The organism is Streptomyces sp. IMTB 2501, assembly GCF_001953885.1.
GTDB lineage: Bacteria > Actinomycetota > Actinomycetes > Streptomycetales > Streptomycetaceae > Streptomyces.
Window position 1 is genome coordinate 23,089 of record NZ_MQUS01000050.1, and the last position, 20,783, is coordinate 43,871.

20 protein-coding genes and 1 riboswitch are annotated in these 20,783 nt (G+C 70.0%); of the genes, 14 read left to right on the forward strand and 6 right to left on the reverse strand.

All coding sequences use genetic code 11. The features are described from left to right. Nucleotides 1–40 precede the first annotated feature (40 nt). The 5 genes from AV521_RS43505 to AV521_RS43525 all read left to right on the forward strand — a co-directional run bounded on the left by AV521_RS43505 (nt 41) and on the right by AV521_RS43525 (nt 4,649). Nucleotides 41–700 (forward strand): hypothetical protein, encoded by a 660-nt coding sequence (locus tag AV521_RS43505; protein ID WP_076097314.1) that lies wholly within the window; start codon nt 41–43, stop codon nt 698–700. A gap of 167 nt (nt 701–867) precedes the next feature. Next, entirely contained in the window at nt 868–1,482 is a 615-nt protein-coding gene (locus AV521_RS43510) for a sigma-70 family RNA polymerase sigma factor (RefSeq protein ID WP_076097316.1), read from the forward strand. 193 nt (nt 1,483–1,675) lie between these two features. Continuing rightward, nucleotides 1,676–2,764, forward strand: a complete 1,089-nt coding sequence (locus AV521_RS43515) for an ABC transporter substrate-binding protein (protein ID WP_076097318.1) — start codon at nt 1,676–1,678, stop codon at nt 2,762–2,764. Nucleotides 2,765–2,766: 2 nt separating this feature from the next. Next, nucleotides 2,767–3,837: an iron ABC transporter permease gene (locus AV521_RS43520; RefSeq protein WP_076097320.1), complete on the forward strand. Its 1,071-nt coding sequence runs from the start codon at nt 2,767–2,769 to the stop codon at nt 3,835–3,837. Beyond that, nucleotides 3,834–4,649, forward strand: a complete 816-nt coding sequence (locus AV521_RS43525) for an ABC transporter ATP-binding protein (RefSeq protein WP_076097323.1) — start codon at nt 3,834–3,836, stop codon at nt 4,647–4,649. The genes AV521_RS43520 and AV521_RS43525 overlap by 4 nt, the downstream gene beginning before the upstream one ends. A 57-nt stretch (nt 4,650–4,706) precedes the next feature. On the opposite strand, the gene AV521_RS43530 is transcribed toward AV521_RS43525, so the two are convergent. After that, nucleotides 4,707–4,922, reverse strand: coding sequence for a heavy-metal-associated domain-containing protein (locus AV521_RS43530; protein WP_076097326.1), 216 nt, complete (start codon nt 4,920–4,922; stop codon nt 4,707–4,709). A 290-nt stretch (nt 4,923–5,212) separates the two neighbouring features. Between AV521_RS43530 and AV521_RS43535 the strand changes: the two genes are divergently transcribed. The 4 genes from AV521_RS43535 to AV521_RS43550 all read left to right on the forward strand — a co-directional run bounded on the left by AV521_RS43535 (nt 5,213) and on the right by AV521_RS43550 (nt 10,816). Further along, the gene (locus AV521_RS43535; RefSeq protein WP_256725959.1) at nt 5,213–6,631 is read left to right on the forward strand and encodes an MFS transporter; all 1,419 of its coding nucleotides are present in this window, start codon (nt 5,213–5,215) and stop codon (nt 6,629–6,631) included. A 16-nt stretch (nt 6,632–6,647) separates the two neighbouring features. Beyond that, nucleotides 6,648–8,474, forward strand: coding sequence for an asparagine synthase (glutamine-hydrolyzing) (gene asnB, locus AV521_RS43540; RefSeq protein ID WP_076097328.1), 1,827 nt, complete (start codon nt 6,648–6,650; stop codon nt 8,472–8,474). A gap of 12 nt (nt 8,475–8,486) precedes the next feature. Beyond that, nucleotides 8,487–9,737, forward strand: coding sequence for a cytochrome P450 (locus AV521_RS43545; RefSeq protein ID WP_076097330.1), 1,251 nt, complete (start codon nt 8,487–8,489; stop codon nt 9,735–9,737). A gap of 140 nt (nt 9,738–9,877) precedes the next feature. Then, a complete protein-coding gene (locus AV521_RS43550; RefSeq protein WP_076097332.1) occupies nt 9,878–10,816 on the forward strand; it encodes an L-tyrosine/L-tryptophan isonitrile synthase family protein in 939 nt (312 codons plus the stop codon). Between the two features lie 34 nt (nt 10,817–10,850). Here the strand turns inward: AV521_RS43550 and AV521_RS43555 are convergent, their stop codons facing one another. Further along, nucleotides 10,851–11,960: a HoxN/HupN/NixA family nickel/cobalt transporter gene (locus AV521_RS43555; RefSeq protein WP_179023839.1), complete on the reverse strand. Its 1,110-nt coding sequence runs from the start codon at nt 11,958–11,960 to the stop codon at nt 10,851–10,853. Nucleotides 11,961–11,986: 26 nt separating this feature from the next. Next, nucleotides 11,987–12,176: riboswitch (cobalamin riboswitch) on the reverse strand. A gap of 88 nt (nt 12,177–12,264) precedes the next feature. Between AV521_RS43555 and AV521_RS43560 the strand changes: the two genes are divergently transcribed. Further along, nucleotides 12,265–12,645: a metalloregulator ArsR/SmtB family transcription factor gene (locus AV521_RS43560; protein WP_076097335.1), complete on the forward strand. Its 381-nt coding sequence runs from the start codon at nt 12,265–12,267 to the stop codon at nt 12,643–12,645. Between the two features lie 179 nt (nt 12,646–12,824). Here the strand turns inward: AV521_RS43560 and AV521_RS43565 are convergent, their stop codons facing one another. Further along, complete coding sequence (locus AV521_RS43565) at nt 12,825–13,316, reverse strand: peptide deformylase (protein ID WP_079249709.1); 492 nt, start codon at nt 13,314–13,316, stop codon at nt 12,825–12,827. Between AV521_RS43565 and AV521_RS43570 the strand changes: the two genes are divergently transcribed. Next, nucleotides 13,245–13,979, forward strand: a complete 735-nt coding sequence (locus tag AV521_RS43570) for a tyrosine-type recombinase/integrase (RefSeq protein WP_256725960.1) — start codon at nt 13,245–13,247, stop codon at nt 13,977–13,979. The genes AV521_RS43565 and AV521_RS43570 overlap by 72 nt on opposite strands. Further along, the gene (locus AV521_RS51915; RefSeq protein ID WP_256725961.1) at nt 13,889–14,152 is read left to right on the forward strand and encodes a tyrosine-type recombinase/integrase; all 264 of its coding nucleotides are present in this window, start codon (nt 13,889–13,891) and stop codon (nt 14,150–14,152) included. The genes AV521_RS43570 and AV521_RS51915 overlap by 91 nt, the downstream gene beginning before the upstream one ends. A 78-nt stretch (nt 14,153–14,230) precedes the next feature. On the opposite strand, the gene AV521_RS43575 is transcribed toward AV521_RS51915, so the two are convergent. From AV521_RS43575 to AV521_RS43585, 3 genes are all read right to left on the reverse strand, one after another. Then, nucleotides 14,231–14,566 carry a deoxyxylulose-5-phosphate synthase gene (locus tag AV521_RS43575; RefSeq protein ID WP_076097367.1) on the reverse strand — a complete coding sequence of 112 codons (336 nt, stop codon included), beginning with the start codon at nt 14,564–14,566 and terminating at the stop codon, nt 14,231–14,233. A gap of 103 nt (nt 14,567–14,669) precedes the next feature. Continuing rightward, nucleotides 14,670–15,002, reverse strand: coding sequence for a hypothetical protein (locus tag AV521_RS43580; RefSeq protein WP_076097337.1), 333 nt, complete (start codon nt 15,000–15,002; stop codon nt 14,670–14,672). Nucleotides 15,003–15,318: 316 nt separating this feature from the next. Continuing rightward, nucleotides 15,319–15,885, reverse strand: a complete 567-nt coding sequence (locus AV521_RS43585; protein ID WP_076097339.1) for a Uma2 family endonuclease — start codon at nt 15,883–15,885, stop codon at nt 15,319–15,321. Between the two features lie 761 nt (nt 15,886–16,646). Here AV521_RS43585 and AV521_RS43590 point away from each other — a divergent pair. Then, nucleotides 16,647–19,811, forward strand: a complete 3,165-nt coding sequence (locus AV521_RS43590) for a CHAT domain-containing protein (protein WP_179023841.1) — start codon at nt 16,647–16,649, stop codon at nt 19,809–19,811. Further along, the gene (locus tag AV521_RS43595; protein WP_076097344.1) at nt 19,808–20,476 is read left to right on the forward strand and encodes a hypothetical protein; all 669 of its coding nucleotides are present in this window, start codon (nt 19,808–19,810) and stop codon (nt 20,474–20,476) included. Before AV521_RS43590 ends, AV521_RS43595 begins: the two co-directional genes overlap by 4 nt. Nucleotides 20,477–20,783 lie beyond the last annotated feature (307 nt).

A 20,783-nucleotide genomic window follows, 5' to 3' on the forward strand; every position in this document is an offset into this window, starting at 1 on the left:
ACGCATGACGGCCGAAGCCCGGATGCGAGGATGAGGCGCCATGACAGCAGGGTGGTGTGCTCGCACGATACGGGCCGCGGTGTTCGCGGCCGTATGCGTGCTGCTCGCCGCCCTGGGCCACGTCCTGATGTCCGGGAGCGACGTGCCCGCGTGGGCGCTGGCCGCAGGCGTGGCCGTGACCGGTGCCGCCGGCTGGTGCCTGGCGGGGCGTGAGCGCGGGCTGCCGTTGATCGTGACGGCCGTGGTCGCCGCCCAGACCGTGCTGCACGAGGCGTTCTCCTACGCGCAGTCGGCATCCGGCGGTTCGGCCTCCGCGGACGTGAGCGGCACGGGCTCCATGGGCATGGGGCACATGGGCACGAGTCACATGGACCACATGAGCCAGATGGGGCACATGGGGCACATGGGGCATTCCATGGACAGCGGCTCGTCTTCGTTCGGCATGCTCGCCGCTCACCTGCTCGCCGCGCTGCTGTGCGGGCTGTGGCTGGCGTACGGCGAGAAGGCCGCCTTCCGGATCCTGCGGGCGGTGGCCGGATGGCTGGCGGCGCCGCTGCGACTCCTGTTCGCTTCGCCCCTCACCCCGGACCGCCCGCGCGTCCACCTGCGGCGCCGTCGCTCGGACCGGGCGCCGCGTCTGCTCCTTCTCGGCCACGCGATCACTTCTCGGGGTCCGCCCGTGGGGACGGCTGTCGTCTGAGGACAGCTGGTTTCCCGAGGCTGCCCGTCTGCGCCTCGGGCCACGGCCGTACGACCGCACAGGCGCCGTAGCGCCACCGCGCCGTAGGGCCGTCTCCCCTCTTCACCGGACCGCGCGCTTCTGCAAGCCGATGGTTCGGATCACGGTTGACTCCAGAAGGACACCAGGTGATTACCTCTGCCCTGCCCACGTCGCGCGTCAAAAGCGACAAAGCGGCAGCACTCGACGAATCGATCACCGCATGGGCGCTGGCCGCCCGAGGCGGTGACGCGGACGCGGTCGAGCAGTTCGTGGGCGCCCTGCACCGCGACGTCCAGCGCTACGTCGCCCACCTTTGCGGCGATCCCCAGGCTGCGGACGATCTGGCACAGGACACGTTCCTGCGGGCGCTCGGCAGCCTGCACCGCTTCGAGGGGCGTTCCTCGGCCCGGGCCTGGCTGCTGTCCATCGCCCGCCGCGCGGTGATCGACAGCTACCGGTACGCCGCGGCCCGGCCGCGTCAGTCGGACGTACCGGACTGGTGTGCAGCCATTGAGCTGGCTCAGTCGTGCGATCTGCCCGGTTTCGACGACGGCATCGCCCTGCTCGATCTGCTGGCTTCGCTGCCCGATGACCGGCGGGAGGCGTTCATCCTCACGCAGTTGGTCGGGCTGCCCTACGCGGAGGCCGCCGAGGTCAGCGAATGCCCGGTCGGCACGGTCCGCTCCCGCGTGGCCCGCGCCCGGGCGGCCCTGATGGACCTGCTCGACGAGGCGGAGAGGCCCGCCGAGCTGGCGGCCTGATGCTCCGGGAGGGGGTCGGTGCCGACTATGGAATTCCCGGCACCGACACCCTCGTCAGCACCTGGGAACGGTTCTCCCGAGCCGTGTCGCCAACTTTTCGGAAACTCACGGGAACTCGCGTGACGTTCGCTCCGACTTCTGGAGCGGGTGACGGAGGTTCGCCCGCGTACCGAGTGGATCCGGGAGTTGTTCGATGCGTTCTCGAGTGTGGGGCTCTGCGGCGGCCGTCGTGCTCGGCGGCCTGCTGGCGGCGGGCTGTGGCGGCGGGGACCGCGGAAATACGGACACCGGCAGCGGGAGCGCGGGGAAGGCCAAAGACTCCGTCTCGGGCGCCTACCCGGTGTCCGTCACCGACTGCATGGGCGCCAAAACCACCTTCTCCGCCGCCCCGAAGAAGATCGTCACCAGCAACGCCTCCAGCCTGGAACTGCTGCTGCGCCTCGGTGCCGGTGACAAGGTGATCGGCACCGGCTTCCCGCCCGGCAAGGGCACCCTGCCCGGCACGCTCGACACGCAGGCACAGAAGGTGAAGGTGCTCAGCCAGACCGTCATCCCCAAGGAGAAGCTGCTCGGCTCCGGCGCCGACCTGTACATCGACACCTTCGCCTCCATGGGCAGCATGGGCGGCGGAGGAATGGGGGACGCGCCGACGGCGGAGGAGTTCCAGGCCGCCGGAATCAAGCACATCTACCTGAAGTCCACCGCCTGCGCCGCACAGAGCAAGAGCCCGGTGACCGACCTGTCCGCGGTGGAGGCCGACATCACCTCCCTCGGCGCGGTCACCGGCACGAGCGCACGGGCGAAGGAACTCGTCGCCGGGATGAAGGAGAAGGTGGACGCCGTCCAGAAGGCGGTCGGCGGCACGGCGGAGAACAAGCGGCCGGCGTACTTCTTCTTCGACTACGACGCCGGCACCAAGCAGCCCTCCGTCACCTGCAACCGTCAGGTCGCCAACGCGGTGATCACCCTGGCCGGAGCCCGCAACGTCTTCGCCGACTGCGACGGCGACTACAAGCAGGTCGGCTGGGAGGACGTGATCGCCAAGAACCCGGACTGGATCCAGCTCGGAGTCCGCGACCGGGGCAGCGAGGCGGCGAACAAGAGGGCGTTCGACGAGGCCGAACAGTGGCTGAAGTCCAACGCGGCGACCAAGGGCCTCAAGGCAGTGAAGGAAGGCCACCTCCTGCGCGTCGGCTCCGAACAGACGACCATCGCGGGAGTCGAGAACGCCGACACGGTCGAGGAGATCGCCAAGGCCCTCTACCCGGGCAAGGTCGGCTGACCATGCCCTCCACGCTGGTGCGCCGAAAAGCCTCAGCCTCGGAAGAGCGCAGTCTGCCCGCGACACCGCTGGCGGTGGTCCTCGCGGTGGTGCTGCTGGCCGCGCTGACGGCCGCGGTGGCCTGGGGCTCGACGTCCATCCCGCCCGGCGAGGTGTGGGGCGTGGTGTGGCGAAGACTGTCCGGCGAGGCGCCGCGGCCCGGCACGAACGACCTGATCGTGTGGCAACTTCGCGTTCCGCGCGCCCTGCTCGCCGCTCTCGTCGGCGCCGGGCTCGGCGTCGTCGGTACGGCCGTACAGGCCCTGGTGCGCAACCCGCTGGCGGACCCGTATCTGCTGGGCATCTCCAACGGTGCCTCCCTCGGTGCGGTGGCCGCGATCGTGCTCGGCGTCGGCGCGGGCGGGGCGCTGGGTCTCGGCTTGTCCGGCGCGGCCTTCGCCGGGGCCCTGGCCACCTTTGCACTGGTGTGGGCGGTGGCCCGGCGAGGCGGGGGGTTCGCGCCGCTGCGCCTGGTGCTGGCCGGGGTGGCGATCGGTCAGTTCCTGTCCGGCTTCACCAGCTACCTGGTGCTGCAGGCCGGGGACGAGCAGCAGACGCACAGCGTGCTGTTCTGGCTCATGGGCAGCCTCAGCGGAGCGAACTGGCAGATGCTCGCGGTCCCCGCGTGCGCCGTGCCCATCGCTCTGCTCTGGCTGCAGGCGCGCGCCCGGGGCCTGAACGCCCTGCTGATGGGCGACGAGACGGCGGCCGGCCTCGGCATCGACGTCACCCGGCTGCGCCGCGAGCTGTTCACGGTCACCAGTGTGCTGACCGGTGTCCTGGTCGCGGTCTCCGGCGCGATCGCCTTTGTCGCGCTGATGGTGCCGCACGTCTGCCGGCTGGTCGTCGGCGGTGACCATCGGCGCCTGCTGCCGGTCTCGGCCCTGTTCGGGGCAGTGCTGCTGGTGGTGGTCGACATCGTCTGCCGTACGGCCATGGACACGCAGGAGCTGCCGGTGGGCGTGGTCACTTCGCTGCTCGGGGCTCCGGCTCTGCTGTATCTGCTGGACCGGCGCCTGGGGAGCGGCAGTTGAGGATCGACATCGAGGACCTGAACGTCGCCTACGCGGGCCGTACGGTCGTCGCGGGCGCCCACCTGATCGCCGCCGAGGGTGAGATCACCGGCCTGGTCGGGCCGAACGGCAGCGGCAAGTCCACGCTCCTGCGCACCGTCTACCGGCACCTGAAGCCCACCGCCGGGCGGGTACTTCTGTCCGGCACCGACCTGCGCGAGATGAGCCCGGTCGAGTCGGCGCGGCACGTGGCCGCGCTCCCGCAGGAGCGGGGGAGCGACTTCGAGCTGAGTGTGCGCGAGGTCGTCGCCATGGGCCGCACTCCCTACAAGCGAGCCTTCGCCGGTGAGGACGCCGCCGACCGGGACATCGTCGCCCGCGCCTTGGCCGATGTCGGCATGGACGAACAGGCGGGTCGCCGGTTCACGGCCCTGTCCGGCGGGGAACGCCAACGCGTCCTACTCGCAAGGGCCTTCGCCCAGGACCCCGACATCCTGGTCCTCGACGAGCCGACCAACCACCTCGACATCCGCCACCAGGTCGAACTGCTCGCCCTGCTCCGCGCCCAGCGCCGTACGACGCTGGTGTCGCTGCACGACCTCAACGCGGCCGCCTCCGTCTGCGACCGCCTCCACGTCCTCGACGCCGGATCGGTCGTCGCCTCCGGCCCGCCGCGTGAGGTTCTCACGCCCGCTCTGATGGCGGAGGTGTTCGGGGTGCGGGCGGCCGTGGTCGACCACCCCCTCACGGGGGATCCCTTGATCGCCTTCGACCACCGGGCGCCCGCCGACGCGGAGCCGGCTGTGGCAGTGGAGACGCACACCGGCGCGTGAACACGGTGGGGAAGGACGGCGGGGGTGGTGCCGTCCTTCCTGCTCTCCGGGTTCCGGTCAGGCGGCGGCCGGGTCCGCGATGCCGTACCCGGCCTCGACGATCGCGGCACGCAGCCGTTCGTCGTCGAGGCCCGTGCCGTGCACGGTGACGGCGTTGGCGGAGAGGTCCACCACGACCTCGCTCACCCCGGGCACCTCGGAGACCTCCTCCCTGATGCTCGCCGCGCAGTGCTCGCAGCTCATTCCGGTGACGTTGTACTGCTTCTGGGTCATGGCGCAACTCCTGGAAGCTGATGGGGGTTTCGGCGTGGCGTACGTTCGCGTGAACGCGGATGTTCAGGCTGTCGCCGTCACCTCAGTAGTCGGATGAGCGGAGCCTGGAGTTCCGCCGTGAGCAAGCTGATTCCGATGACCCTCGTGGGGCTCAACTGGCCGACGGGGCTACTTCCAGCCTTCCCGCCACATTTTTTGGGACAGGTCCGGGAACTCACCTGCGATCCCTCCCGACTTGTGGGACGAGGCTGCCTTCCGGCAGCCCGCCCACGAAGGTGAGGGGCGGAAAGGTGACAGACCACAGACCCGGATCGGAACAGCCCGGGCACATACCCGACGGCTCTGCCGGCGAGGACCGCTGGCTGCTGGTGGCCGTGGCGGGCATGCTGTCGTTCGTGGCGATGCTCGACATGAACATCGTCAACGTGGCTCTCGCGGACATCGCCGACGGCCTGCACGTCTCCGCCGCGACCGCCCAGTGGGCCGTGCTCGGATACCAGCTTCCCGTCGTCGCACTGCTGTTGCCCGTCGGCCGCTGGCTGGACGGCGTGGGGATGCGCTCCGCCGTACTCACCGCGACCGCCGGCTTCGCACTATGCAGCGCGCTGGCGGCCGCCGCCCCCTGGGCTGCCTGGCTGATCGCCGCCCGCGTCGCGCAGGGCGCGTTCGGGGCAGTGCTGTTCGTACTGATGCCGGTCCTCGCGCTCCGCTCCGTACGGCCCGAGAAGCGAGGGCGGGCGATGAGCGTGCCCGCGACCCTGGGCCCGCTGGGGGCGGTGACCGGGCCGGCCGTGGGCGGGCTACTCCTGGACCACCTGGGCTGGCACGCCGTCTTCCTCGTCAAGATCCCCTTCTGCGTGCTCGCCCTGGTGGTGGCCTGGCGTGCGATGCCGCCGGACGGCGCCCTGCGCCGGCCCGATCGGCGCTCGGCAGGGGACACCCTCCTGGTGGCCACCGGTGTGGCGGCCCTGCTGCTGGCACTGACCCTGGCCTCGGACCGTCCGGCGTGGCTGGTACTCGCGCTCGCGGCAGTCCCGCCGCTGTGGTGGTGGCTGCGCGGACCGGGCGGCCGTCCGGTGACAGGCGTGCTGGGTGTCGCGGGGCTGTTCCGGGCACACGGGGCGGTACTGGCGCTTGCGGCAGGCTTCGCCGCCATGCATTACGTCGTCGCCCTGCACCTCCAGCGCGACGACGGCGTGAGCGCCACGACGACCGGGCTCACCGTACTTGCCTTCCCGCTCGGCATGGGCCTGGCCGGGCCGCTCGGCGGACGCCTCGCCGATCGGTACGGCGCCCGGCCGACAGCGGTCACCGGCGTTGCCTTCACCGCTGTCGGCCTGGTTCTCCTCGTTCCGCTGGGCGGCGACTGGTCACCGCTGGGCGTCGCCTGGCGGCTGGCGCTGGCCGGCCTCGGCATGGGCCTGAACGGCGGTCCGACCCAGGCCCTGGTCATGGGTGCCGCCCCGCCGGAGTGGACCGCGACCGTCGGCTCGACCGTCCAGTTCGCCCGCAGTCTCGGTTTCACCCTGGGCCCGGCCCTGGCCACCGCCGCCTGGGGCCTTGCCGGACCTGTCAACGGCGTGCACGCCGGGCTCGCCGTGGCCGCCACCGCCGCATGCCTCGCCGTACCTCTGCTGGCACTGCCCGCCCGACGCCCGGCCGCCGTGCCGGAGAAGACCACCGACGCGGCGTCCGCCGCCCATCGTTGAGCAAGGAGTCACCCGTATGTGCGGAATCACCGGCTGGGCGAGCTTCCACCACGACGCCCGCACCCAGGCTCCGGTCATCGAGGCGATGACCGCCACCCTCACGCCCCGCGGCCCCGACGCCGGAGGCATCTGGCTCGGCGAACGCGCCGCGATCGGCCATCGCCGCCTGGCCGTCATCGACCTCGAAGGCGGCGTACAGCCGATGCCGGATCGTCCCGAGCAGCCGGACATCGTGCTCACCTACAGCGGCGAGGTCTACAACCACCACGAACTCCGGGCCGAACTGCGTGGCCGGGGCCATGTGTTCCGCACGCGCAGCGACACCGAGGTGGTGCTGCGGGCCTACGCGGAGTGGGGCGAGGCGGTGGCCGAGCACCTGGAGGGCATGTTCGCCTTCGCCGTCTGGGACGAGCGGGCCCAGCGGCTGGTGCTGGTGCGTGACCGGCTCGGCGTGAAGCCGCTGTTCTGGGCGGCCGTCGACGGCGGCGTGGCCTTCGCCTCCGAACCCAAGGCCCTGTTCGCCCATCCCGAGATACGGCCCCGCGTGGACGCGGACGGGCTGCGGGAGGCGTACAGCCTGCTGTTCAACACCGGGCCGACCGTCTGGTCCGGCGTGCGCGAGGTCGAGCCCGGCGGACTGCTGGTCCTCGACCGGGACGGCATCCGCGAACGCCGCTACTGGCAGCTTGAAGCCAGGGACCACGCTGACGACCAAGAAACAACAGTGGAGCGGGTCCGTGCGCTGGTCGGCGCGGCGGCCCGCAGCCGGCTGGAGGCCGACGTCCCGCTGTGCAGCCTGCTCTCCGGCGGCATCGACTCCACCGTCCTGACCGCGCTGCTCGCCGACGAACTGCGGCTGCGAGAGGGGATGGAGGCGAGGATCCGCTCGTACGCCGTCGACTACAGCGACCAGGCCGAACAGTTCACCGGCGACGTCCTGCGCACCGGCCACGACACCCCGTACGCCACCGAGGCCGGGGCCTTCATCGGCACCGACCACAGCACCGTCGTCCTCGACCCGCGTGCTCTGCTCGACCCCGAGCACCGCAAGGCGGTCGTCGTGGCGCGTGACTCGCCGATCGGCGTGGGCGACATGGACACCTCGCTGTACCTGCTCTTCGGCGAGATACGACAGCACTCCACTGTCGCCCTGTCCGGCGAGGCCGCAGACGAGGTGTTCGGCGGCTACCCCTGGTTCCACAACCCCAAGGCGCTCGCCGCGCAGACCTTTCCGTGGCTGCTGGTCACCGGCGACGAGGCCGCCATGCCGCTCAACCCCGAACTCGACCTCCGTATCAGCGAGTTCCGCGACGACATCTACCGCACCGCACTGGCCGCCGTACCGCATCTCGACGGCGAGACCGCGGCCGGGCACCGGCAACGCGAGATGCAGCACCTGTCCCTGACCCGCTGGCTGCGCCAGCTCCTGCACCGCAAGGACCGCCTCAGCATGGCCCAGGGACTGGAGGTGCGCGTCCCGTACTGCGACCACCGGCTCGTCGAGTACGCCTTCTCCACGCCCTGGGCGCTGAAGAGCTTCGACGGCCGGGAGAAGAGTCTGTTGCGCGCCGTCGGCACGGGCCTTGCCCCGGACTCGGTGCTGTACCGGCCCAAGAACCACTACCCGGCGACCCACCACCCCGACTACAACCGCGGCTTGCAGGACATGGCCCGCGACGCGCTGGCCATCGAACAGGTCCGGGCGCTGGCCGACGAGACCCGGATCAAGCCCTGCCTCGACACCCCGCCCGACCGGCTGGAGTGGGGCCACCGCCTGCGCCTCGAACGTGTCGTCGACCTTGCCCTGTGGCTGGACCACCACCGGCCCGAACTCGCCCTCTGAGGAGCCCCGTTCATGACCATCCAAGAGCCGGCGGCCGAGCCGGTACCCGACCCGGTCCCGCTGATGGGCTGCCCCTACAAGGCCGACCCCTACCCCCTGTACGAGCAGATGCGCGAGGCCGGACCGGTCCACCGCGTTCTCTTTCCCAGCGGAGTGCAAGCCTGGCTCGTCACCGGCTACGACGCCGCCCACGCCGCGCTGAACGACGAGCGCCTGGGCAAGAACCACGACCGCGGCAACGACCGCTGGCGCGCCCGCGCCTCGATCATGCCCGAGCCGCGGCACTCCCAGCTCCAGGTCCACCTCCTCCACCAGGACCCGCCCAAGCACACGCGTATGCGCCGCTTCGTCACCGACGCCTTCACCCCACGTCGGATCGAGAGCCTGCGCCCCCGCTTCCAGGAGCTGGCGGATGCGCTGATCGACGCCCTGCCCGAGAGCGGGCCCGCCGACCTCGTCACCGGATTCGCCGCTCACTTCCCCTTCCAGGTCCTCGCCGAAGTCATCGGCCTTCCGCAGGAACTGGCGGCCCGCTTCGACCGCGACTGGGGGAAGGTCGTCCAACCGGTCGGCCCCACCGACCCGGGACGCCCGTTGTATGAGGCGCGTCTGCACGGCCTGCAGAGCTACATCGCCGACGTCGTCGCCCACAAGCGCGAACACTGGGACGACGACCTGCTCGGCCGCCTCGTCGTGGCACGCGACCGCCGTGAACTGTCCCGGGAAGAGCTGGACTCGATGATCTTCCAGCTCCTCGTCGCGGGTCAGGAACCGGTCACCAACCAGATCACCACGGCTCTGATCGCGCTCTTCCGCAACCCGGACCAGCTGACCCGCCTGCGCGACGAACCGGACCTGCTGCCCCGCGCGGTCGAGGAACTCCTCCGCTACGACAGCGCCTTCGAGCTCACCACCTGGCGCTTCTTCGACAAGGACAGCGACCTGCACGGCACCGAGGTACCGGCCGGCGACTCCGTGATCGTCTCCCTGTGCGCCGCCAACCGCGACCCGCGCCGCTTCCCCGACCCCGACACCCTCGACCTCGACCGCAGCCCCAACCCCCACCTCGCCTTCGGCCACGGCATCCACTTCTGCCCCGGCGCCGCCCTCGCCCGCGCCGAACTCCAGATCGCCCTCGGCACCCTGCTCACCCGGCTGCCCGGCCTGCATCTCGCCATTGAAGCCGAGGACATCGAGTGGATCCCCGCCGTCCTCGGTCGCGGCACCAACAGCCTGCCCGTCGGCTACGACCGACGCCTCTGACACCGACGTAACGCAGACCGTGTCCGGCCACACCGGCCGGACCGGTCTCGGCTGACCCAAACCCGCTGACCACTGGCGCCTGGCGTGCATTCCCGCCACGGCGCCATGTCGACATGCCCTCGTACTCCCGGAGGAACGACATGCCCCTGACGATCCCGTCAGACGCCCTCCCCACCCGCATCGGCACCGAGATCCTCAACCTGCTCCTGCCGCATCACCGCACGACCGGTCGCGCTCCCGTTCCCGCCCCCGCGGAAGCGTTCCACCATCAGCTGCGCCGCATCACCGACTTCGTACACGAGGGCGCCCCGGTCGTCTTCACCCTGCCCGGCTTCCCCTGCAAGTCCCCCAACCCCGCCAAGGTCCTCGGTCACCTCCCCGACCAGGGCGAACGCCTCTCCCTGACGTTCCTGAACACCCTGTGCACCGAGATCGAGCGGATCTACCCGCCCGGGGCACGCGTGATCATCTGCTCCGACGGCCACGTCTTCGGCGACCTCATCCACGTCCCCGACCACCACATCGACGCATACGCCGACGACCTTCGAATACAGATGGCCCAACTGGGCCTGGACAGACTGTCCGTCTTCGACCTCCGCGACATCCTCGGCGACCTCCCGCACGACACAAAACGCGCCCGAGTCCACGACCGGTACGCCCCTGCCCTGGACGCTCTGCGTACCGAGGTCCGTGCCGACGACCAGGCCCTCGCCCTCTACCGGGGCATCACGCGCTTCCTCGTCGAGGACACCTCCGACTGGACCGGCACCCGCTCCGCCCTCCAACGCAGCTGCCGGCAACGCGCCTACGGCGTCATCCAGCGCAGCCGCGCCTGGGGCGACCTGATCGCCGAGCACCACCCCCACGCCGTACGCCTCTCGATCCACCCGCAACCCGTCGGCGGCCCGAAATTCGGCATCCGCCTCCTCGATGCCCGCGACGCCTGGACCACCCCCTGGCACTCCGCCGCACTCCACCGCGCCGACGGCACCTGGACGCTCATGCCCCGAGCGGCGGCGGCCCGGCTGGGCCATCTGATCCAACAGGACGGCAGGCCCAGCCACTTCGTGCACAACTGATCAGGCCGGGGTCACGGCGACAGCCACTGTGCCGTCAGCCGGTGTCCGCGGCGCGGGCGCTCCAGCGCTCCTCGACCTTGGCCAGACGCCAGTAGGCGACGGCCACGGCCCAGACGACCACGAACAGGCCGGCGATCACGTAGCCGACGTTGTCCAGGTCCAGGCCCGCGATCCAGCCGGATACGTCATCGCTCAGGCCCAGCTTGTCGTGCAGCACGCCGACCAGCTCGATCGTGCCGACGAAGAAGGCGACGGCGATGGACAGGCCGGTGATGGTGAGGTTGTAGAACACCTTGCGGACGGGGTTCGAGAAGGCCCACTGGTAGGCGAAGTTCATGAACGTGCCGTCGAGGGTGTCGAAAAGGCTCATGCCGGCGGCGAATAGAAGGGGCAGGCACAGAACCGCGTACCAGGGCAGGCCGGCGGCGGCACCGTTGCCGGCCAGGGCGAGCAGCAGAACCTCGGTCGAGGTGTCGAAGCCGATGCCGAAGAGGAAGCCGAGAGGGAACATCTGACCCGGTCGGCGGATCGACCTGGTGAACCGGCCCAGGAGGCGGTTCATGAAGCCGCGCGAGTCCAGGTGCGCTTCCAGCTCCGCCTCGTCGTAACGTCCGGCGCGCATGGCCTTGAAGACGCGCATGATGCCGAACAGCGCGACGAGGTTGAGGGCGGCGATGAGGTACAGGAAGCTGCCGGAGACCGTGGTGCCGACGGTGCCGAGGACTTGATGGGTGCGGGAGCTGTCGTTCATCAGGGTGCCGGCCAGCTTGGCGCCCCCGGCGACCAGCGCGGCCATGACGACCACCACGCTGGAGTGTCCGAGCGCGAACCAGAAGCCCACCGACACGGGCCGCTTGCCGTCGGCCATGAGCTTCCGGGTGGTGTTGTCGATCGCGGCGATGTGGTCGGCGTCGAAGGCATGCCGCATGCCGAGGGTGTAGGCGGTGATGCCCAGCCCGACGCCGAACGCCTTGGTGCCGACCTCGTAGTGGTGCGGGACCACGAGCAGGAAGAGGATCCCGAAGGCGACCACGTGCAGAGCGACGATCACGGCCAGGAGGCCGGCGGTTCGGACGGTGTCCTCGCGGCGCCAGCGGAAGGACGGGGCGGCATCGGTTTCGGGCACGCCTTCGGACAGGGTCATACGGTCACGCTCCAGCACCTCGTGGATCAGCTTCGTGCTGCCGTGGCCGGTCTCCTGGCTGACGGGTCACCGCGCCCGCCCCTGCCTTCCCGGCCGCGAGGCCAGTGGCAATGTATGGGGCGGGAACTCCCCGATCACAGTGGCGAGGGCCGCTCCGGACTGAGCCCCTGGGGGCTGTCACCGGTCTTCCCGAACACCACGGCCTGCTCAGCCTAGAAGGCGGCGAGTGCCAGCTGCAAGGCTGCATATCTGAGCAGGTATAGAGGGGTGTTGAGGGTGAAACGTGGGCTGCGATGATGCCTGCATGCATCTCGTCCCCGCGGAACGTGCCGGGCAGCGCACCATCGACGGCCATCGAGTCTGCGACGCCATCGCCGCCGTCGGCGAGCCCGAGCACGTACGCGCCTGGGCCGACCGCTTCTCCCTGCTCTCCGATCCCCGACGCCTGTCCCTGCTGCTCGCCCTTCACGAGGCCGGCCCCATCGCCGTGTCCGACCTCGCCGTCGCCACCGGGATGCGGGACACCGCCGTCTCCCAGGCCCTGCGCCTCCTGCGCACCGCAGGCATCGTCGAGGGCGAGAAGGACGGCCGGATCGTGCGCTACCGACTCGTCGACGGACCGGTTTCCGCGCTGCTGCGACACTGCACATCCGAGCCTGGGGGGCACGCTCCCGCAATCCCTTGACCGGTCACTCGACCAAGGTGGTGCTGCGTCAGGGACTCTCAGCTGAAGGCGAGCCCACGGAAAGCGTTGCGGACGTCGGTCAGCAGCGCGCGGTCGCGGGTGTCGTAGAGCTTGTTGGTCAGGAGAGTGGTGCGTGAACTGCCCCTTCTCTGCGCAGAAAGCCCCTCAGGGGCCTACTCTTATGCCCAGGCTCGTCCGGTCTGCCGGTATTCCTCCACCGGAATCGGGTCGACGCCGGTTCGCATGCGGGCGGTGTACAGCAGGCCGTCGAGGTGGTCGACTTCGTGGTGGATGAGGCGGGCGAGGCCGCGTTCGTAGACGGTGGTCGGGGTCTCGCCCGCCAGGGTGGTGGCTTCCACCGTGATCTTCAGCGGGCGGGGGACGAGGCCGCGTACGTCGAAGAAGCTGAGGCAGCCCTCGTACTGCTCGTCCGTCTCCTCGGAGCGGTTGGTGATGCGGGGGTTGAGCAGGATGACGGCCGGGGCGTCGTCGGGCGGCAGGACGACGGCCGCAGCGCGGGCGATGCCGATCTGGGGGGCGGGGATGCCCATGCCCTTGGCGAAGGGGTGGATCTGGCCGATGCCCTCGATGGCGGCGACGTGATCCCCAGATGGGACACCACTCCGCTGGGCCGCGTCCAGTTCGAGGACATCGCCGAGTGGCTCGCGGATCTGCTGTCCGGCGAGGCGACCGGCGGCAGAAAGCTCAGCCCCCGCTCGGTCCGCAAGGCGTACGTCGTCCTCAGCCGCGTTCTCGGCTACGCGGTCAAGGCCCGTCGTCTGGCGGTCAATCCGGCTGTCGGTGTTCCTCTGCCGAAGGCGGCGCCGGCTGACCACGTGTACCTGGACGACATGCAGGTCGACGCGCTGGCCAACGCGTCAGGTGCCTGCCGGGTGTTCATCCTGCTGCTGGCCTACACCGGCCTGCGCTGGGGTGAGGCGTCCGCGCTGAAGGTGGGCCGCGTCGACCTGGACGCCTGCCGGGCTCATATCGTCGAGGCGTACGCCGAGGACAACGGCAAGCTCTACCTCGACACCCCCAAGAACCACGAGCGCCGGTCCGTGCCGATCCCGCGGTTCCTGGCCGAGGAGCTGAAGCCCCACGTCCAAGGGCGGGGAGATGAGGAGTTGCTCCTCACCGCCCCACAGAGCGGACCGCTGCGGGCCCGCAACTTCCGTCAGCGGTTCTTCGCGCCGGCGGTCGTGAAGGCCGGGCTGGGGCACCTCAAGGTCACCCGCACAAGCTGCGGCACACGGCGGCTTCGCCGGCCATCGCCAGCGGCGCGGACGTCAACGTCGTCCAGACGATGCTGGGCCACAAGTCCGCGACGCTGACCCTGGACACGTACGGGCACCTCTTCCCGGACCGTCTGGACGAGGTCTCGAAGAAGATGCACAAGCGCCGCTCCAAGCAGCTGGCCAAGGCGAAGGCCAAGCTGGAGAAGGCGGAGAGGAAGGCCCGCAAGGCCGCCGAGGAGGTGGCCGCCCTGGAGGATCCCGCAGCGTGATGTGTGCCTTACGCGTGCTGGGTATGACAGCAGGGGTCGCTTCGGCGGGGCGGTGAAGCGACCCCTGCTTTCGGGCTGCTAGGGCAGGTCACGTCGGACCAACGCCTGAGCGAACGGTTCTCCGGCGGCCCGGGCGTAGGCCATCCGCTCGCGCACCTCGCCGAGGGTGCGTGGGCGGTAGCCGGGGCCGCCGCAACAGCTCTTGTGGAAGCGCACACCGGCGTGGAGCAGTACGGAGAGGGTGCGCCAGGCAGCGGTGTCCCGTCTCTTGGGTGCGGCGAAGGCGGAGCCGACGTGGATCAGTGGTTCGGCGCAGCGTGGACAGACCCGGTCGTGGTCGTGGTAGCCCGGGTAGGGCTGCTTGTACGAGGCCCGGCAGGGCAGGCAAACGTACGAGGTCTTTCCATGGGCCATGCGGCCAGGGTAGGCCCGCAGCAGGGTCGGGCTCGACAGATTTCCGGCATGCTGCACAGCTCTTCAATAGAGGTGGGGCGGCGACGGCCGACCGTACTTGCTTCTACTCGCCGCCTCGGAGTGCTGCGTCGATGGCGTCAGCAGCGTCCCTCGCGGCCAGCTCGCTGATCTCCCTGGGGACCTCGCGGTCGTCATACACGAAGAGTCTTGCGCCGACGACGTGGGTCTTCGGGTGCCAGCAGAGACGACGGCCCGCCTCGCGTGCAGCACGACGGACGTCCTTCAGTTCGCCCATCTCCGCAAGATCGCCGCTGCTCAGGATCAGCTGCCCGTGGTAGCCCCGGTAGCGAGGCTTCAGCGAAGCCCGCATCAGGCCCTCCAAGCGGTCGACCAGCTTCTCGTACCGGCGCCCGGCCAGCTCGTCCTTCGCGGACATCTCGCACAGCTCCCCGCCTCTGCCCGCAGCCGCATGTGTGCCATATGTGTGCTGCAAGCGCAGGGCCCCTCCCGTCCGCTGGACGGAAGGGGCCCTGACCTGGTGTTTCTCTGTGCCCCCGGCAGGATTCGAACCTGCGACACCCGCTTTAGGAGTGGGATCGAATCCTTGCCGGGGGTGCCTGGCGCTGCCGCGCGGTGCTGTTTCCCCTGGTCGGAACCGCATGGCAAGCCACTTGATCCGGCTCATGCCGCTCTGTATCGGGCTGTCCGCTCACGCATCGCTCACGCGCAGTCGGCTGCTCAGCAGCGAGTGATCAGATCTGGCCGAGGTCGATCTCCACCGGGAAGGGGGCCGCTGCCTTGAGGACGCCGGTGAACACGTCTCCGTCCCGGTAGGTCTTCGTCGCGGGGTCGAGGAGGTAGGTGTACACGAGAGGAACGCCTGTCGCGGCCTGCTCGATCCTCCAGTAGAAGCCGATGCCCGCCTTGGCGTACTGGTCGACCTTCACGATCCGGTCGGTGGTCTCCGAGCCTGGCGACACCACCTCCGCGACCAGCAGCACGTGCTCAGGGCGGGTGGGGGTGATGTCGATCGTGTCCGCGCGGTACACGACGACGTCCGGGCGGCGATTGGTGAGCGGGACGTCCTGAAGCCGGACGTCGAAGTCCGTGTCAGCGTTCCACTCCGGGCCCGAGGCGGCATCCAGGGCGTTCGCCAGAATCCGGGCCAGCCGGTTGTGCCGCTTGGACGCACTCGGACTCACGACGATCATCCCGTCCACGATCTCGATGCCGGCGCACTGCTCCTCGGACCAGGACTCGTACTCCTCCGCCGTGATCTGCTCATGCATCCACGCCGGGGCCATCATCTCGGCCGTCATGAAGCACCTCCCAGACACTGTGCTGCGGGCCCGATCCCGCTGGGTTCAGCGTACGGTCTGCCGTCCGTCCGGCACGCTGATCTCGCTCACATGAGGTGCACGCCGAGAAGTTCAGTCTGGCCTGAACCGGAAAGGGGCCCGACGCCCAGACCTGCGCATACAGACCCGCTACCGGCCGACCAGCACCTGTCGCTCACGCAAAACGGCCCCGGACGAGGAGTCCGAGGCCGAATAGAGCGCCTCCCTGGAAGGAGAAACCCCAGTTCAACGGCGTACTGCATGGTGCCCCGGCATGATTCGAACGTGCGACAGCCGCTTTAGGAGTGGGACCGAATCCTTGCCGGGTGGTTCCTCGTCGTGCCGGGTAGCGAGCATGCTGCCGCACTCGACATCCTCATCCTGGGGCCGGGGAGCGAGCGGGTCTGACCAGGGGCGTGCCATTGTTGAACCCGTTGATGACCGGTTGGCGCGGGGGGAACGGCGTGCGGCTGTCGCGGGACATCACTGGGTGGGCGTTCATGGTGGAGGTGGACGGTGTCCGGCATGCCGGACTGGCGGTAGGGCTGGCTGGCATCAGCCCGTTCACCGCCGGTGACGGGGCCGGAGGCAGCCTGTTCACCCGCGCGAATGGCTGGTGGAGCCTCCCGGTGCTCCTCTCGCTGAACGACCTGCCCCTCGGCCACCCTGTCGATCACAGGTGGTGTGTCACACAGGATGACGGAGGCGTGCTATCCGTCCTCAGCCCAGACGGCGCGTACTTTGTGCACGACCTCCGCCTGGAAGTGCCGCCGGGCTGGCGGGAGACGGTGATCGCCTCAGGTTCGGTCATGCTGGTCGTCTCCCATGTGCTGCCTACCACGGACGATGCGATCGGCGCGCTCGACTTCGAAACGCGGCAGGGGATGGTGTGCGCCGGCCCAGTGCGTTTCGGTGAGCCGGGCTACGGACCGCGTGATGAGGAGGGAGGCACGCCGACGGCCAGGTTCCTCATCGACCCGGTCGGCACGCTGATGGAGCTGGCACATTACGTGTGCGACCGGATCCTGTCGTTGTCCGAGGCGAAGCAACAGGCGCGCGAACTGGAGCAGACGCGACAAGCCCTGGCGGAACAGACGGACCAAGCGCTGCCCGCCGAGGCGATGGTGGAACTGCTGTTCCGGGACGAGTTCCTCGACCACCGCGGTCTGGCCGAGCTCATGTATATCTACTGGAGGCTGGTCGCCGAGGTCGCCGACGCCTGCGGGGCGGAGGCCGCCTGGCGGGACGCGGCGCTTCGTACCGTCGAGTCGGCCGTCCACCTGGTGGCGGACCGGTGCGATCGCGCGGTGTTCGAGGAAGCCGACGCGGTGTCGTCACGGCTGATCGACAAACTGAGCGATCCCGCCGAACTGGAAGCCGGGCTGCTGGCCGCCGCCCGGTTGCGTATGGCCACCCGGGGAGCGGAGGACTTCGCCGCCGATCACTACGCCCGCGGGATGCGTACCGTCTGGTCCGCTCGGCTGGACGCGGATCTGTACCGCACGTGGTTCACCGACGAGGAGCCCTTCCAGGCCGAGTCCCACCGGCTGGTGGCGGAGGCGGGACACTTGGTGCTGCGCGCTCTGGAGCTGGACGGCGGGAAGCGAAAGCCCCGGCTCCTGGCTTCGTTGGCGCAGTTCCTCGCGGACGGAGAGGGAGTTCACCGGGATGCCGCCGGCGCCGCGCTGTCGGCATGGCTCGACTCGTCGACCGCCGACGATCCGGATGTCGCCCTGTTCCTACTCAGGGTGCTGAATGAGATTCCCCCGGACATGGTCGACGGGTTCCCCAGGGCGGTGTTCGGGTCGTCCTTGACCGATTTCGTAGCCGCTCATGGCAGCAACGTAACCGCGAAGGTGATCAGCCAGGGCGTCAACCTGGCCCGGGAACGCGCCGACCGGCCGCTGCTGCGCACCGTGCTGAACTGGGCAGAGCAGCTCGGCGTCCACTGGGACCACGCCCACCGCAGGCAGTTGACCGAGGCACGGCTCCACGTGTTGCCCGACGACCCCACCGACTGCCCGGGGCCCGACCATCCGCTTGCGGCGTCGTTCCCGCAATCCTGGACCCCGACGCAGCGGTCGGCGGCGCTGCTGCATGCGGCCGCACATGCCCGCGACCTGCGGCAGCCGACGCTGGGACTAACCCTCCTGCGGCAGGCGGGCGACGTACGGAGCGAAGAAGCCAGACTGCTGACGGCGGACCTGTACTACCAGTCGGCCCAGGCGGGCGAGCCGGTCTCCAGCCCTGTCCCGTTCCCGTGGGGTTACTACACGTACGCGGCACTCGGCTACGCCTCGCTCGGCTTCGAGGAACTGGCGAGGGCGAGCCTGGTGCCGTTAGTGCAGCAGGTGGGCAACCTCCGCGGCGAAGAACTCAAGGCAGCGCTGTCCGCGATCATCGTGGACGTGCCGAACTTCGACACGAGCCGCGCGCCTGAACTCGGCGGGGTACTGCGCGACCTCGTGCACTCGGCGGTCTGGCAGCTCAGCGCGGAATCCGAGACCCTACCGCTGGGGCTGATGCTCGGTCTGCAGCAGGCGGGCAAGGGACCGGAGCTGGGCGCATGGTGGCGGATCGACGGTCCGCTCGCGCTGCCCGCGCACATCCAGCACTTTCACGGCAAGCTGCGCGACCTGGAGGAGCCCGCCGCCTCCCATGGCGCGTCTGGCGCGACGCCGCACCTGCTGAACGTACTGGACTCCGACCACCGTCCCGGCGGCCACGACACTCAGCAGATCGCCCGGAACGTGCGGTGGCGCATATCGTCGCTCATCGACGATGAGCTGAGTCGCCGCTCCGCACCGCTCATCGACGACCAGCACCTCTGGGCGAAGACGCACCAACTGCTGGACGACCGGACCGTACTGCTGACTTGGTTCCTGCCCGCCGCTGTGAGCGGCGCAGCCGTGCTTCTCGCGGTCACCAGGCAGGGCCGGGAGCTCGTCGTGCACCTGGGCGACGGCGCGGACGAGAACAACGACCGGCACCCGGTGGCGGACCGGGTCGAAGCGATCAGGACGGAGGTCGAACGCGACCCGCTGTTCGGCGACGTGACGCCGGAAGGCAGCCGACTGCTGCGGCAGCCGGGCGACATGCCGCTCGGCGGCAGCGAACTGTGGGACAAGTGGCGGGCCCAGGGCAAGGACCGGATCCTGGCCTGGCCGCACGGCGCGCTGCACTACCTGCCGCTACCGCTATGCCGCACCGAGGACCGGATGATCGCCGACGACTGGACGGTCACCACCATCGCCGGCCTCGAAGCCCTGACGCCCGCCGCGGGCCCCGTACGGCCGTGCCGCACCGCGGTGCTGGCCTCCGCCGACGGCGGCGTGCCCTACGGGCTGCACGCCGAACCGGCGCTGGAGGAGCACGCGCGGAAGGTCGCCGACGCGGTCGGCGCGGACGCTGTCACCGGGCCCGCGGCCACACGTGACAGGTTGCTCGCCGAACTGGCCACGGCGGACGTGGTCCACATCGCCGTACACGGGACGCTGGACCAGGACGCGCCGTGGATGCACTGCCTCTACCTCACCCCGGACCGTGACGACGACGGGCGAGTGTTCGCCTACGACTTCCTGGAGGCCGACCTGCGCGGTGTCCGCCTGATCACTCTCGCCGCGTGCGAGTCAGCGCTGGGCCGATTCGACTGCGCGGACAACGTCCGGGGCATCCCGTCGGCACTGATCACCGCTGGCGCGCAGGCCGTCGTCGGGTGTCTGTGGCCCGTACGCCCGGAGCCGACCACGTACTTCTACCACTACATGCACCATCGGGTCGCGCACGGCACGCACCCGGAGCGCGCCTTCCGCGAGGCCCAACTCGCCACCCGTGCCCGGCATCCCCACTACCGTGACTGGGGAGCGTTCACCTACCTGCATGGTCGGAGCAAGGGAGCCGTGGCATGACCGAGGTCCGGTTGCACGATGTCGAGCTCGTGCCGGAGCACACGCTCGGCAGCCCGGCCGACGACGAGCCGCTGCGCGGCAGGCTCACGTTCGGCTGGGACGTGTTGCCCGCCGACCACGAGGGTGTGCCCGCTCAGTGGGCGTCCTACGTCAAGGCAACGCCCGACCGTGAGTACCGGCAACTGCTGATGGTGTGCTCGTTCCGTCCGGAGACACCGGCCGGCAAAGGTGCGTTCCGCCACGCCTCCTTGGGGGTGGCACTGTCCACACCGGACGGCCCGGCACGGCCCGTCGCGCGGCTGATCGACCCCGGCGAGCGCACCCGTCCGGTCGTCGGCTCCGGCATGGGCATGAGCTTCACGGTCAAGGCAGGTCTGCTGGACGTGGGCGTGGAGAAGCCGCCGGGCGCGGGGCCGGAGAGGGACGAGTGGATCGTCCGCGGCCATGGCGCGTCCCAGCCGAATCCGCAGTGGGAGTTCCGCCGAGTCAAGAGTTTCCCGTTGGTCGGCGACCACCCGGTGGCCGCGCTGGTGGAACTCGTGCCCGACCGGCTGAACACGGCGGCGGTGCTGGTGACGGCAGAGCTGGAGCACCGCAGCCGGGGGATCCGCCGCTACCGGGCACGGCTCGCACCGTCGCCGCATGCCATCGTGCTGGCGGGGTGACCCGGCCGCATTCCGTCAGTGGTGGGCCCTGCGCTGAGCAGCGACGCGACACAGCCCTCGGAACTCGTCCCCGACGCCGGCTGAGTGATTGGCGGGGCTGCACAGTCGACTGCTAATCGCTGGAGGCTGGTTGGTGAGCGCACCGCTCACCCAAACGGCCCCGGACGAGGGGCGAATTCGCGTGGTCGTTGCAACACGTGGTCGGTTGATCAGGCCGCGAGCAGTTTAGACAGGCGCTCGGCTGGGGTTTCCCAGCCGAGCGTCTTGCGTGGCCGGCTGTTGAGTTCGGCAGCGACCGTCTCCAGCT

What these genes read in the sequence shown, in the direction of transcription:
- AV521_RS43585 (WP_076097339.1), bottom strand. Translation starts at nt 15,885, where the DNA reads ATGACGGCCGAGATGATGGCCCCGGCGTGGATGCATGAGCAGATCACG.
- AV521_RS43505 (WP_076097314.1), top strand. Translation starts at nt 41, where the DNA reads ATGACAGCAGGGTGGTGTGCTCGCACGATACGGGCCGCGGTGTTCGCG.
- AV521_RS43545 (WP_076097330.1), top strand. Translation starts at nt 8,487, where the DNA reads ATGACCATCCAAGAGCCGGCGGCCGAGCCGGTACCCGACCCGGTCCCG.
- AV521_RS43530 (WP_076097326.1), bottom strand. Translation starts at nt 4,922, where the DNA reads ATGACCCAGAAGCAGTACAACGTCACCGGAATGAGCTGCGAGCACTGC.
- AV521_RS43520 (WP_076097320.1), top strand. Translation starts at nt 2,767, where the DNA reads ATGCCCTCCACGCTGGTGCGCCGAAAAGCCTCAGCCTCGGAAGAGCGC.
- AV521_RS43560 (WP_076097335.1), top strand. Translation starts at nt 12,265, where the DNA reads ATGCATCTCGTCCCCGCGGAACGTGCCGGGCAGCGCACCATCGACGGC.
- AV521_RS43580 (WP_076097337.1), bottom strand. Translation starts at nt 15,002, where the DNA reads ATGTCCGCGAAGGACGAGCTGGCCGGGCGCCGGTACGAGAAGCTGGTC.
- AV521_RS43555 (WP_179023839.1), bottom strand. Translation starts at nt 11,960, where the DNA reads ATGACCCTGTCCGAAGGCGTGCCCGAAACCGATGCCGCCCCGTCCTTC.
- AV521_RS43515 (WP_076097318.1), top strand. Translation starts at nt 1,676, where the DNA reads ATGCGTTCTCGAGTGTGGGGCTCTGCGGCGGCCGTCGTGCTCGGCGGC.
- asnB (WP_076097328.1), top strand. Translation starts at nt 6,648, where the DNA reads ATGTGCGGAATCACCGGCTGGGCGAGCTTCCACCACGACGCCCGCACC.
- AV521_RS43575 (WP_076097367.1), bottom strand. Translation starts at nt 14,566, where the DNA reads ATGGCCCATGGAAAGACCTCGTACGTTTGCCTGCCCTGCCGGGCCTCG.
- AV521_RS43550 (WP_076097332.1), top strand. Translation starts at nt 9,878, where the DNA reads ATGCCCCTGACGATCCCGTCAGACGCCCTCCCCACCCGCATCGGCACC.
- AV521_RS43595 (WP_076097344.1), top strand. Translation starts at nt 19,808, where the DNA reads ATGACCGAGGTCCGGTTGCACGATGTCGAGCTCGTGCCGGAGCACACG.